This window comes from Candidatus Nitrospira neomarina, from assembly GCF_032051675.1.
In the GTDB taxonomy this organism is placed as follows: Bacteria; Nitrospirota; Nitrospiria; order Nitrospirales; family UBA8639; genus Nitrospira_E; species Nitrospira_E neomarina.
Map to the genome: position 1 here is coordinate 2,239,034 of NZ_CP116968.1, position 12,538 is coordinate 2,251,571.

The window sequence follows — 12,538 nt, forward strand, 5'->3', positions numbered from 1 at the left end:
AACGCCTTAGAATAAGAGATTAGCCCGTTTAAGAGGACCCTGAAGGCTGTTGTATGGTCTCACGGAGATGATCATACGCCGCATTCAATTTCATTCTAAATGCCGGAAAGCTGTATTTTTCCTCGACCAGTTTTTGGGCTGCCAGGCCCAAAGTACTTCGCAGGTCTCGGTCATTAATAAGCTGAAGCATCCCTTCGGCAAAAGGTTCTGGTTTTGGGTCGGCCAACATGGCTACTTGACTATTAATTACCTGCGTATGGGTTAACAAATTCGTGGCCAAGATCGCCTTCCCACTGGCGAGATAGGAATACAATTTCATCGGAGTATTGTTCCCTTTGATCCTTGGTGATACCAAAATATCCGCCTGGGATAGGTAAGAAGCCAATTGGTCAAGGGGCCGCGGTCCCAGGAAATGAACGTTTTGTTCAATACCTAATTTGGCTACCTTGTTTTGATAGAAACTTCTATCGTCATTTTCCCCGCCAACCACGAAAAGGCTGATCTGTGAAACCTCTCGCAAAGCTAAGGCAAAGCTATCCAGTAACAAATCGATTCCTTGATAGGCTTCGAAATTTCCAACATATAAAATTCGTATGCCCGGAGCCTTGAGATCCTCCTTCGCCATTAAGAAGGAATCTGTCGGTTCCCCCAGAAGGGGAACGTCTTCAAGCAGCATAATTTTGGCCGGGTAATACGGTTTAATGCGCGTCACTAAGGCTTCACACACAGGCATCACAACAGCAGCAGCCTGCACCACCCTGCGTTCACAAATCATGAACGCCTTGGATAGACAAGTCAGGGGAGGATATTTCTCAATCATTTGTTGCGCCAACGAGGAGTCCATGTCATAGAGATAGGGAATGCGTGCTATCCACTTCACGACAAGCGCCAGAAAGGCCGATTCTTCAACGGCATGGATCAGGTGGTACCGTTTCTTACAAAGCAGAACGATCATCTTGGCACACAAAAGGCCATCGCACACTAACTTCTTCCATGAAAACCCCGGCCTAATATTACGGAGAAAAGGCCACGCGGGTATTCGGTAAATACGGACATGCGGATAGTCAACATCCTTTCCTTCGTGGAACGTGAGGACATCAATGGTATCCCCACGTTCTGATAACACCTTGAGGACAAGATTGACTGCAATGGGAGTCCCTCTATCTTGATAAAAGGGATGGGGAGCCAGCAGCAAAATATTCATCATCGGGATCTCAATAAAGATTTCCGCAGCAAAATGACGGAGTATTTAGAGGAAAGCTGATTTCTCAAATCCCCCTATCCCTCATTTACAAAAAGGGAGCCGAAACGGTCATTACATACCAAGTTACGGGGTATAGGAAGTTTAAAAATATACATAGGCTTCTTAGAAAAAGCTTTCACGAGAATTCCAGTTCATCGCAGTGAAGATTTGTGATCCGCGGGACGACCAAAACCGACGATTTGTGAAGAATTAAGTCATTGTAAATCAGTTTTTCTTGTCGAACAGTATGGAGAATCTTGATGATATGTAAGATTGTTGTCGATATTAGGCGTCTGTAGAGTCCCCGCATTAATGAAAATGCATTCATCCCTATCCTTGAGTATTTACCGACCGACCCACCTACCGACCCATCCCTATCGCATCAGAACCCAAGGATCCGCAATAGCGGTTAATCCTAGAAAGACTTGGTTAACTTGCAAGTCATTTGCGGCAGAGCCTTTGGAACGTTGATCAAGATGCGAATAATTCAGAGTTCCAATAAGCCAATACTTGAAGGAATAATTCAGTCCAACTTGAATCCGATAAGTATCGGTATCAAAAGCATCGCCATCAACGGAATTATTTTGAGCATACGCGACAGCCGCAAAAGGATAGATTTGCTGACTAAAGCGGTGTTGAATCCTTCCTGTAATGACCCGGGTGCGAGTCGCCTGAGCAGCCAAGCCCCCACCACTACCAACGATTTGCCTGGCATCTAATGAAGCGGTGCCCCCTTTTCCTTCATGATATGTTTTCATGATACTAAACCCACCCATATAAACCGTCTGCCACTTACCGGAAAGATCCATGCCATCCTCTTCCGCATTTTTTTGTTTCACAAATGCCACACCTCCGTTCGCCGTAACGGTTAAAGACGGACTCAAGGAATGGGAAATTGCTAGGCTAGGATTATGAGAAATGATTTTATCCGCAGACGTGCTTGCGGTAGATTGGCCAAGAAACTTGGTTTGCCAATAGGTATAGGAAGGACTCACCGTAGTTTGCGCCGTCACTCGATAGGGCAAAGAAAGGGATCCTGACTGTGTCATCGAATCCTGAAAATCACCTGAAAAAAAATGACGATATAGGTTCTGGTATTGAAGCGTCGGACTGAAACGTGGCAACAACACATACCCGAAGGTAATTCCGCCTATATTATTAAATGCCGAAGCTCGACTAGTAAACACCCCTTGAGTGCCACCAACTCCTTGCGAAAAACCCGATTCCTGGGATTCATCTCTTCCTCCGCCCACGGCACCTTGAGGAGTGGTGATGCTGGATATATCCTGGGCCCCCGACAACGCGAAGGCATCCAATACCGGCGTAAAAGTCATCGATTCATTTATTTTTACTGTCAACCCCTTATACTGTTTGGTTAAAAAAGGTAGGTCTAAAAGAACATTGGCACTTTGAAAGTAAGTATTTTCATTCGAATTCTTGGCAAAGAGTAGCAACCTCCCGAAATAGGTGCCGCCGAGGACAATATCAGGATTGTCATATCTAAGAGTAAAATTGGGTCCTAAAAATGTTCCTAAATCACTTTTGGTGTTATTAGGTTCAAAAAAAAGGTTGTCCGTATAGGTTTGCGTCACATTAAAGGAGGATTCCAGTGTGAGAGCTGCTCTGGCGGCATTCGTTTGCAACATTCCCCCACAGAGCATCCAAACAACAACCAAGCGAAATATAACCCATTTATGCATTCATTCTCTCCATACCATCCATTTGGTAAGTGAAGCGTCTTCAGAAATTGCAAGAAAACTCTCCTCACACAGAAAACCTTCGAGAAAAAGACAACAAATTCTCAAAAAGTGTGAATGCACAATCTCACTACCCAAGAGACAACGGGAAAAACATTGCATAACGTAATCTATCGGTTAAAAAAAAGAAAAATTAAGCTAAAAGCGTAAAAATCTTGAAGGCCACCCATAAGCGCAAGATGCCCAGGATGACCTACTGCTGACTAGCCTGATAGGGGCTAAGGACAACTACTATGTAATACCTGCGTCATGTTTTACGTAGAGATTGAACTCTCCATTCAGACAGACAAACTATCGGCCGGAATCCATCTACACATCTCAAATAATGGACTCTTGCGCTTTTGCAAGCAGGTTCTCCTTCCTAATGTGGAAGAGCTGCTGCCATAATCAGGTTTTATTGTGGAACGGGAAGGTAACCAACATAATTTCACCAACCCCCGTTCATTATGGCGTAATAACTCTTGCACATAGAATGCTGGGGTGCTTGGTGACAGACACAATTTTCAAAATTCACTTGGTGATGAGATTGAGATAAGGTCCGAAGGAAAAATCTTGAAGCAGTTGAATGAGCCGACTTTGAACCTCTCCTAGATTTAGGTAATGACGAAACTCGGAAAGCATTGAACCCCTCATACGGGGTTGGGTGGGATCCAGCTCCCACGGATGGAGGTACATAATGAGAGGGTGCCCCTGCGACTCGATTCGCTGCAAGAGTGGCTTCAGGAGCCAATACGGAAACAGACGAAAATATCCGCCTCCGGCAACAGGAAACGTCATCCCGGCCCATTTACAAGTTGAAGGTGGCACCTCCCAAATGGTCCCTGAATCGGTTGAGATGGTGTGGATGGTTGGGATCGCTCCTGGAATTCCATAGTAATCGTGGACCACAGCCATAATACTGGAATCATAGTGATATCCTTCCTCTACCAGGATCGAGAGGGCCCATTCAGATTCCCTGGTAATTGAGAAAGTTGGAGCGCGGTAACCCAAAATAGGCGCACCTCCGATATCTTCCAAAGTACGTTTGGCCCGACGGATATCCTCCCGAAACACCTGAGGGGTTTGCCCGGTAATAAGTTCATGGGCATACCCATGTGAGGCTAATTCATGCCCCGACTGCGCGATGCGCCTGATCAACCCTTTATGTCGTTCGGCCACCCATCCCAACACAAACATCGTGGCATGAATCTTCCGCTCCTCCAGGATATCCAGGATAAGGTGGGTGTTCCGCTCAACACGACTTTCATGGCTTTCCCAATGCCGGCGCCTTGCCACACAATCAAAGGCTGCCACCTGAAAATGCTCTTCAATGTCGAAACTCAACCCGTGGACCATGGTAAATGCTCATCTTTCTTCTTTTGTTCAGACCCTTCGCCTTATCGTGCACCCTCTCCCTTAAAGACCACACTAATGGTTCGGACAAGGATTCGTAGGTCCAACCATAATGAGAGATTTTTGACATAGTAAAGATCATATTGCAATTTGACATGGGAGTCTTCCAGCGATCCTGCATAGTGAAAACAGGTCTGCGCCCAACCTGTGATTCCTGGACGAACGGTGTGGCGAAGATCATAATAGGGAATTGATTTACGCAGTTCCTGAACAAAATGTGGTCGTTCGGGTCGAGGTCCTACTAAGCTCATTTGCCCTTTTAAGACGTTAATCAATTGAGGTATTTCATCCAATCGAAGTTTCCGAAGCCAGCTCCCCGTTTTTGTGACACGCACATCTCCTTGCGCCGCCCATTGTATCCCTTCGGCTTCAGCATCATTCCGCATCGAACGAAATTTTAACAATACATAGGGATACCCATGTTGCCCCACTCGAGTTTGCCGATAAAAGATCGGTCCAGGGGAGTCCAATTTTACCAACAAGGCTATCAGGAGGATCAGAGGGGCTAACACCACAAGACCAAGGAGCGAACCTACTATATCCCCAAGGCCCTTAAGAAACATTATGATCGGTTTTCGCCTGAATCCTGACGAAAAAATAAGAAAGCTCGGCTTGAGTTCATCAATTGACAGGCGCCCGCACTCGGTCTCATAGAGGCGATGTCCATCAATCACCTCCAGACCCATGGATTTCACATCCAAGAGGGAATCCAAGGGCAAAGTGCCCCGGCGATCCTCCACACAAATGGCGACCGTCTCGATCTGGTGTTTTTCAGAAAGTTCAAAAAGCTGATTGATCGTCCCAAGGACCTTGGGATTGACTAATGATGTTCCTACAATGGCAGGATTGTTCGACAAAAATCCTTTGACGTCATACCGATAAGACCGGTCATACACCAACACTCTTGCGAGGGCTTGGGCCAGAGGCCCGTCTCCTACTATGAGGACACGCTTCTTAATCCACTGCTTTGGGGCAAATTTAGAAAACAACCTCCATGGACTTGGCATAAAGAGACCCCAGCAGTACAAAGCAAACCAGACTTATCATCGACACATTCGAAATACCCTGTCAGTACTTGACTGGACATTGGCTCAGCCTCCCTGCTTGATCCCACACCTCAAAGTATGTATTGCGAGCCTCATGCTCTGGCAGATGTTTGTTTCGGCGCCTCCAACAACATAAGAAGGCGATTAAAGAGAAAATTCAAAGTGCAAAAGAAACAGCATTGCTACCCTCGCAAGTATTCCTTTTTCCCATTTATTTGTACCATTATTCAAAGATTAGAGTCCCTGCAAGTACTTCAGAATTCCATCATACGGCTTACCGTTTTTTCCTACTTCTTGTTCACAAAAATGAAGCTATACTTAACTAGGTGATGATTGAAACTACGCGTCACCGCACCTACATAATGTCTGGTATTCCTGCTACAAACCATCGTGGAAATTTCATTCTCCAAAAATCTTTATTAACCCTTGATACCCAACGAGTAGGGAATGGGATAGCTTTGGCGAACATAGTAGGGCACACCTTGTGTCCAGGCATCTGTCAGCACCAGTCTCGTGGGCCCTGCATGATGGATCATTTCTACAGCTTTTTGCACCGCATCCTTTGGAGTAACTCCGGACCGAACGACCATCAGCACGATATGAGCCAATCCGCTTAAAACATTGACATCCGCTAATGGCAAGACGGGCGGGCCATCCAGAATGATAAACCGATACCGGGATATCATCATCTCCAAAATAGTAGAGAGATTTTGCAACTTGGCAAGAGGGACTGGATAAGTACCGACATTCCCCACCGACATACACCACAACGGCATATCAGGAATTTGTTGCAGACAGGCTTCTAAGGGTTCAACCCCAGAAATATATTCTGCAACTCCTGGCTCCGGATTAAGGTTTAAAATTCCATGAAGATTGGGACATTTAAAATCACAATCAATGAGGAGGGTCTTTTCATCCAGATCCCGAGCCAGGGTATAGGCGATATTTGCAGATGTGGAGGTTTTGCCCTCTCCCTTCATTGCACTCGTAACCAACACTACCTGGTGGGAGACGCTGGTATCCAGAAGATCCAATCGGGTCGCTGCGACCCGGTACTGCTCAGCCACAATAGATTGAGGGCGCCATTTTGTCACTAAATTTAATTGGGGGAGAAAAGCTCCTTGAGACATTCCTAAGCGGTACCCAGAGGTCCCACCATTCCCTTTCACCTCGCCATTATTCGGGGTATTATTTCTGAGGAGGGAATCGACGGACTGAGAAAATGCGAGGTGTTTCCCATTCGCACCTTTCTGGGTTTCCAACTCGCTTGCGACCATTTTCATTGATTTCCCATAGGCCATATAAAAGCTTGGAATAGTGGCCAGCATTTCAAGCCCTAAGGACACCTCTGCGTCTTCGGAGCGACGGAAGGTTGGCGAAAACAAATCGAGGAGGAAAGCAAGACCAAAGCCCAATCCAGCCCCTAAACCAACCCCACCAGCTGCAAGGAATTCCCTTGGCACCCCCTCTGGTTTGGTCGGCAAATTGGCAGGATCCAGAATGCGAAAACGTTCTCCCTTTTGTCGTTTGTCGAGATTTCCAGAAATTCTGGCATTGATACGATTTTCATGTAAACGTTGATAATGGTTCTGTATATTGTCGTAGTCTCGTTCAAGCGCGAGCAATTCCTGTTCATGATGCGGAGTGCTTTCAATCCGCTTCTCATAAACTTTCATTTCTGCAGAAATTTTTGTCAACCGATCACGTAAAGTGACCAATTGAGATTTCAATTCTTCACGGGTACCAATTAATTCGTTCAAATACGGATCAAAAATAGGCTTATTTTTTTCAACACCTGGTGATTTATCTTTCTTAAGAGGGGATTTTTTAAAGCTAGCTAGTTCCGACTTTTGTTTTAATTGATTTTCAATATTTTTAATTTGGGTTTTAAGAGAAATCACATCTGGATATTCAGCGGTATATTCTCCCAACATATTAGTCAATTCTTTTTTTAACTCTGCAATACGTTTTTCCAATGGGTCCGGGGAGAACACTTCCTCACCTATTACCGGGGAATTTTCAAATTCATTTAATGCCCCTGCCATGGCCTCATAATCATGAGTGGATTTTTGCAAAAGATCCAATCGGGAATTGATGGAATTCAGGGATTCTTGAATTTGGGTTTTTTCGAGTTGCAATCGGTCAAGTGTCCTAAGATTAACATCTAATTGGCCGGGTAACTCCCCTAAATACTTCAGCTTGTATTCCGACAATGATTTTTCTTTTTGATCTAAGGCCTCCTTCGCCGACACAAGTTCTTGGTCCAAGAACTCCATAGCCCCTTCAATAAACTGTTCACGAATCTTGATATTTTCATCGATATAGTGAGAAGCCAACCTCGCCGTGACCTTCATAGCGATCATCGGATCATGGTGCGCAAAAGATATCGTAAAAGCTTCGATTTCTCCCCCGTTCCCCTTGGTTTGAATCCTAATGTTTTTCCGCAAGCCTTCAGTCACCACTTCATACCCATCGGACTTTATGGCCTCAGAAAATAAATGAAATTCATCCACGACTTTTTGAAGGTTAGTCCGGCTTAAGACCTGCTGGGTCATAGTAGCCACTCGTTCGGCTGTACTGCCTGCCACTACCGACGACACATATTTTTCAGGAATTCTCTGTTGCTCGATGAGGATAACCGTCTCTGAGCGGTACATGTCCACTTTCAGCCAGGCCACAATTCCGCCAACAATTATACCCAAAAACAAAAAACTGAGAATCAGCCACTTTCGGCGAACCGCCAAATCCCAAAAATCCTTGAGGTATTTTTGGATAAGAAGTGCGGGATCTGTATTAGTGTTCGCTGTGGGAGTACCAGCCATGGGGCTTATGATATTCCTCTAGGTGTTAAGGTAAGTGTAAAATTTCATGATCGACTTAACCCATCGCTTTTGGGACGATCTCCCGATTTTACGGAACAATGACAGTATCACCCGACTTAAGGGTGAGGTTATAGACCCCACCATCTTCGGAAATTAGGTCGGAATACCGAAGAGGGATACGTATTTCATTTAGCTTGCCATACTCATCTTCAACGTTTCGGATTACCAGGATGTTATTTCGGGAGGCAAATTGGGTAAACCCCCCGGCTAATGCCATTGCCTGAAGAACCGTTGTATAGGATTTCAACGGCAGTTTACCCGGCTTTAACACTTCGCCAACAATAAATACATAGTAACTATTTACCTCTATCACATTAACGGACACCGAAGGGTTTTCTTTAAACGCCTTGTATTTTTCAACAATTTTTTCCGCTAATTGATCTGCAGTCAACCCACTCGCTACCACATCCCCTATTAAAGCCAATGAAATCTTTCCGTCCGGCCGGATTACGACTTGCCTCGATAATTCAGGAGTTTTCCATACGACCACTTCAATGACATCTTCCGGTCCCAGCACAAAACCTTCGGCTGGATGACCAGCCGGTATAATGACATCCGGCTTGAAACACCCAAGCTCTACGAAAATACTAACTAGAAGCAAAGTTCGTACTATGACCTGTGCGTATGAATATTTCATGAATCTCCAAGCGGCTAATATCGTTTCTCAAATATCCCTATCGGTAAAAATCTAAGGAATAAAAGTAAACGAGCAAATAAACACGTCTGGTATTCTCCTCCTAAATACCCACTCAAATTCCTAAAGGTATTTGATCCCATCGAACCTATGGCAGGAATATCTGAGTTTGTGAGGGGACCACGATGGTATCACCGGGTTTAATTTCAATATTTTCTCCATCCCTCAAAATAATATCTTCATAATTTACGACAATTTTTTTCGGTGCCTCACCATTAATTCCTAATCGAAAGATCGTGATTCGACTCCTGACCGCATCGGAGCTTAATCCACCGGCTAGACCAATAGCTTGAACAAGTGTGGTATGGCTTAAGAGAGGTATTTTTCCGCCCCCTCCCCCGCTCTGCCCCTCTGCACTTCCGCCCCCTCCAATGGCCCCTTGAACAGTAAAAAAATAACTCTTTATAGCTTTCACAATTATGGCCACCGTAGGATTTTCCTTGTAAACTTTCAGCTTCTCCGTGATGTCATCACGGAGTTCCACCGTCGTACTACCCACTGCCATCACCTCTCCGATAAGTGGAAGCGATATTCGTCCGTCTGGGCGAACCACAATTTCGCGCGACAATTCGGGAGTTCGCCAGACACTGACCTCCAAAATATCCTCTGGGCCAATAATATATTGGTCTGTGACAATCAACGCCCTTTTCTCCGCACGACTTTCTGCTCGTTTTCCCTCTTGGGATTCCGGACCAAAATTTGAGTCAGCAAAAGTCAATCCCGCAAAGCCCATGTAGAACAAACTGACCACCAGTAAAACGAACTGGCCACTTCTAGGATACGCAATCCGAATCATGAGGCACCTCATTCCCCTTTAAAGATACCCTCGCACTTGTAATGTTAGGGATTAAAAATAAATTAAACAATAAGATTACATTCATTAGTTGATCTGCATGTAAAACTAATATGGGAAGGAAGAAAGCTTTCATTGTAATTTAGATGGTAGAAGGATAAAACTACAACGATAGCAATTCAGTTGAATAAGGTATATACCAAATCTGTCTGGTTGAACTGAGTGTGGAGTCATTGCAAGGAGCCTGGTCGGCGTTTTTGGCTCGTGGAGCTTCCTACCATAACCTTTGACCGCCTCATAATCCCAATTCCCTTGCCGGTAAAATTCGAGCAAATTCATATCCCATTTAGGAATCGATTCATTTACATCCACCTCCCTCTTGAGACTAGTTCCCAGCTTGATCAGCCTAACCGGCTGGCATCCAGAATACGTCCAATTAACTATACAATCGGTAGGGATACCATGAAAATTAAATAACGATATTCGAAAATCGCATTTAAAGTATACTCACATGGTTACAATTAATTGGAGATTAAGAGAATCCCCTATGAAGTTGGCGTGCTCCTGAAACGCAAGCATAAAAATAAGGCTGGAAAACTTCCAACTTCAATAGGACACACGATTGGTCCTATGAAATTTTTAATTGCTGTTTGGTTAAACGAAAGGGCAATTTGCTGAAAGCCATTATTAAGACTGGATTTCGAGCGATTGAGGGCGTCTTCGTTCGATATGAACAGCGAATGGTGGGGTTGGCAGACTTCTGGTTTTTCTTCAAATGAATGCTATCAACATCAGCAAGACGCTGTTCGCTCAACTCATAGACTGCCTACCACGAAAGACTTTATACCGTATCGTCGTATACTTCCCTTTTTGAAAGTGAGACACCTTTACCAATAGTAGCTTAAATAAGGCAGGGACATGGGACAGGACCAATCAGAACCGATTGAACTCTGGACGGCGAAACGACGGGCCAATTTGGTGTTGCAAAATCTCAAGGGAGAGACATCGATCCCTAAGGCAGCCCCGCGACATGGGCTAACGGTGGCGGAAGTGGTCTGCTGGCCGGACCAGTTTCTCCGGCCAGCCGGCCACTGGGGATAGCGTTTGGCCACTCCCGCAGGGCCTCGACCTCCAGCCTGGATGTCGTGTAGAGCCAGGTGGCCCGGGCTACCCGTCGTCGTGCCCGTGGGGTTCCCACTATTTAGCCTGCAGTTCCTTCATCACTTCCACCTCTAAATCCCATTCGGCCAAGACTTTTTTCAGTCGGGCATTCTCCTGCCGGAGGCGGCATAACTGCCAGACATCGTCCACGTCCCTCTTCCCGAACTGGTGCTTCCACCGAAAAATGGATTGATTTGAGACACCATGCTATCGAGCCGCCGCTTCAATGCTGGTAGTCTCCGCGGTCCGCAAAATCCGGATAATCTGTTCTTCGGTGAATCGCTCCTTCTTTATGTCGGTCTTCCTCAGGGTGAGGAAAACCTACCATAACGGTCTGGACCAAAATTCGTGGAGAACTCCAGAATCTGCGTATCAGAATTTTCTCCGGAAACTGCCAGAATGCGGTGAAGTCGCAATTCTGGACCGCCGTGCCGGTCCATGTTCCCGTCGCAGATGTCAAAAAGCCCCTCAACCTGGACGCTTCGCTCTATACGTTGTTACAGATTTTTCATTAAAACGAACGTGGAATTCCCGCTCTTTGATCGGGGAGGAACCGTTCAACTGGCCAGAGGCCAGTCTAGGTTGTGAGACTGTGGGGGCACGCCACTGAAGCGAACGGAAATGCGGCTTACGACACGAAATATCATCTGGTCTGAGCCCCAGGAGGTAAATCATTCGGGAAGATATCCGAGCACGCCTTAACCGGGTGTTTCGCAAAATTGCGGAGGACTTTGGCTTTGACCCGGTCGAATTGGAAGTGGCGAAGAAGCAGGTGCCTGTCTTTCTGAATTCCCCCCAGTATTCGATTGCCAAAGTGGTGGGGATCTTTAAGAACATTTCAGCCAGAAAGGTAATTAGGGAAAATCCAGAGTTGCAGAAGCATTTGAGGAAGCAATCGTTTTGGTAAGAGGGGTATTTTGTTCGCAAATTGGGAGATGCAGTAGCGGCGGCTGTGTTGCAACGACATATTCGATATCATCGGCCTGAAGAACACGAGGCTAAGCAATTGAAGCTGTGTAGGGTTTTGGAAAGCCCCGCCCATTGGGCGGGGAACCTTACTCATACCATACTTTTCGAGAACATGCCCATCCAGCAAACCTTTTCTGGCCGCAACAACAAAATGACGGACGGGAGAAACAATCAACTGAATCTGTTCTCGCTTAACCTGGGTAGCAGTAAAAATCAATACGTATTAGTAAAATTGATCAGCCACTAACACTAAGAAGATGAACAAAAATAGATAAGGGAAATTTTGGAAAGGGTAAGAACATGAATGGAACCACTACGTTAACTTCGAAAAACCGTTAAACTTCATATAAATATGGTGCCCCCGACACGAATTGAACGTGCGGCCCGCGGTTTAGGAAACCGCTGCTCTATCCGACTGAGCTACGGGGGCAGCCTTTAATTTAGAAATGGTACAGATTTCCCACCGGAAAAGAAATTGGCAAGTGCTATTAGGGTGTTTAGTTTACCCAATGACTTCAACCAATCCTCTTTTATTGAGGTTGCTGTAAAGAATTGAACAATTGGGCGTAATGCTCGTTTTTATGACCAAAGATCATCCCGC

At 45.5% G+C, this 12,538-nt stretch carries 9 protein-coding genes, 1 tRNA gene and 2 pseudogenes; 3 read left to right on the plus strand and 9 right to left on the minus strand.

From position 1 onward, the window contains the following. Positions 1 to 28: 28 nt before the first annotated feature. The 7 genes from PQG83_RS09780 to PQG83_RS09810 form a co-directional block, all read right to left on the minus strand. The gene (locus PQG83_RS09780) at positions 29 to 1,207 is read right to left on the minus strand and encodes a glycosyltransferase family 4 protein (RefSeq protein WP_312748910.1); all 1,179 of its coding nucleotides are present in this window, start codon (positions 1,205 to 1,207) and stop codon (positions 29 to 31) included. 410 nt (positions 1,208 to 1,617) lie between these two features. Next, positions 1,618 to 2,943, minus strand: a complete 1,326-nt coding sequence (locus PQG83_RS09785; protein WP_312748912.1) for a hypothetical protein — start codon at positions 2,941 to 2,943, stop codon at positions 1,618 to 1,620. 567 nt (positions 2,944 to 3,510) lie between these two features. After that, positions 3,511 to 4,335, minus strand: coding sequence for an XrtA system polysaccharide deacetylase (locus PQG83_RS09790; protein WP_312748913.1), 825 nt, complete (start codon positions 4,333 to 4,335; stop codon positions 3,511 to 3,513). Between the two features lie 41 nt (positions 4,336 to 4,376). After that, a complete protein-coding gene (locus PQG83_RS09795; protein ID WP_312748914.1) occupies positions 4,377 to 5,399 on the minus strand; it encodes a TIGR03013 family XrtA/PEP-CTERM system glycosyltransferase in 1,023 nt (340 codons plus the stop codon). A 458-nt stretch (positions 5,400 to 5,857) separates the two neighbouring features. After that, positions 5,858 to 8,260, minus strand: a complete 2,403-nt coding sequence (locus PQG83_RS09800; protein WP_312748916.1) for a polysaccharide biosynthesis tyrosine autokinase — start codon at positions 8,258 to 8,260, stop codon at positions 5,858 to 5,860. A gap of 88 nt (positions 8,261 to 8,348) precedes the next feature. Then, positions 8,349 to 8,957, minus strand: coding sequence for a polysaccharide biosynthesis/export family protein (locus PQG83_RS09805; protein ID WP_312748918.1), 609 nt, complete (start codon positions 8,955 to 8,957; stop codon positions 8,349 to 8,351). A 145-nt stretch (positions 8,958 to 9,102) separates the two neighbouring features. After that, entirely contained in the window at positions 9,103 to 9,810 is a 708-nt protein-coding gene (locus PQG83_RS09810) for a polysaccharide biosynthesis/export family protein (RefSeq protein ID WP_312748919.1), read from the minus strand. 915 nt (positions 9,811 to 10,725) lie between these two features. Between PQG83_RS09810 and PQG83_RS09815 the strand changes: the two genes are divergently transcribed. After that, on the plus strand, positions 10,726 to 10,908 hold the full coding sequence (locus PQG83_RS09815; protein WP_312748920.1) for a hypothetical protein: 183 nt from the start codon (positions 10,726 to 10,728) through the stop codon (positions 10,906 to 10,908). Positions 10,909 to 11,004: 96 nt separating this feature from the next. Here the strand turns inward: PQG83_RS09815 and PQG83_RS09820 are convergent. After that, positions 11,005 to 11,163: pseudogene (locus PQG83_RS09820) on the minus strand (hypothetical protein); the annotation flags it as partial. Between the two features lie 164 nt (positions 11,164 to 11,327). Between PQG83_RS09820 and PQG83_RS09825 the strand changes: the two are divergent. Further along, positions 11,328 to 11,474: pseudogene (locus PQG83_RS09825) on the plus strand (IS4 family transposase); the annotation flags it as partial. A 179-nt stretch (positions 11,475 to 11,653) separates the two neighbouring features. After that, positions 11,654 to 11,875 (plus strand): transposase, encoded by a 222-nt coding sequence (locus tag PQG83_RS20965; RefSeq protein WP_376753589.1) that lies wholly within the window; start codon positions 11,654 to 11,656, stop codon positions 11,873 to 11,875. 415 nt (positions 11,876 to 12,290) lie between these two features. Here the strand turns inward: PQG83_RS20965 and PQG83_RS09830 are convergent. Beyond that, positions 12,291 to 12,367: transfer RNA gene (locus PQG83_RS09830), tRNA-Arg, on the minus strand. Positions 12,368 to 12,538: the final 171 nt, after the last annotated feature.

Excerpts from the sequence above, each read along its gene's own strand:
- PQG83_RS09780 (WP_312748910.1), bottom strand. The coding sequence starts at position 1,207 with ATGATGAATATTTTGCTGCTGGCTCCCCATCCCTTTTATCAAGATAGA.
- PQG83_RS09785 (WP_312748912.1), bottom strand. The coding sequence starts at position 2,943 with ATGCATAAATGGGTTATATTTCGCTTGGTTGTTGTTTGGATGCTCTGT.
- PQG83_RS09790 (WP_312748913.1), bottom strand. The coding sequence starts at position 4,335 with ATGGTCCACGGGTTGAGTTTCGACATTGAAGAGCATTTTCAGGTGGCA.
- PQG83_RS09795 (WP_312748914.1), bottom strand. The coding sequence starts at position 5,399 with ATGCCAAGTCCATGGAGGTTGTTTTCTAAATTTGCCCCAAAGCAGTGG.
- PQG83_RS09800 (WP_312748916.1), bottom strand. The coding sequence starts at position 8,260 with ATGGCTGGTACTCCCACAGCGAACACTAATACAGATCCCGCACTTCTT.
- PQG83_RS09805 (WP_312748918.1), bottom strand. The coding sequence starts at position 8,957 with ATGAAATATTCATACGCACAGGTCATAGTACGAACTTTGCTTCTAGTT.
- PQG83_RS09810 (WP_312748919.1), bottom strand. The coding sequence starts at position 9,810 with ATGATTCGGATTGCGTATCCTAGAAGTGGCCAGTTCGTTTTACTGGTG.
- PQG83_RS09815 (WP_312748920.1), top strand. The coding sequence starts at position 10,726 with ATGGGACAGGACCAATCAGAACCGATTGAACTCTGGACGGCGAAACGA.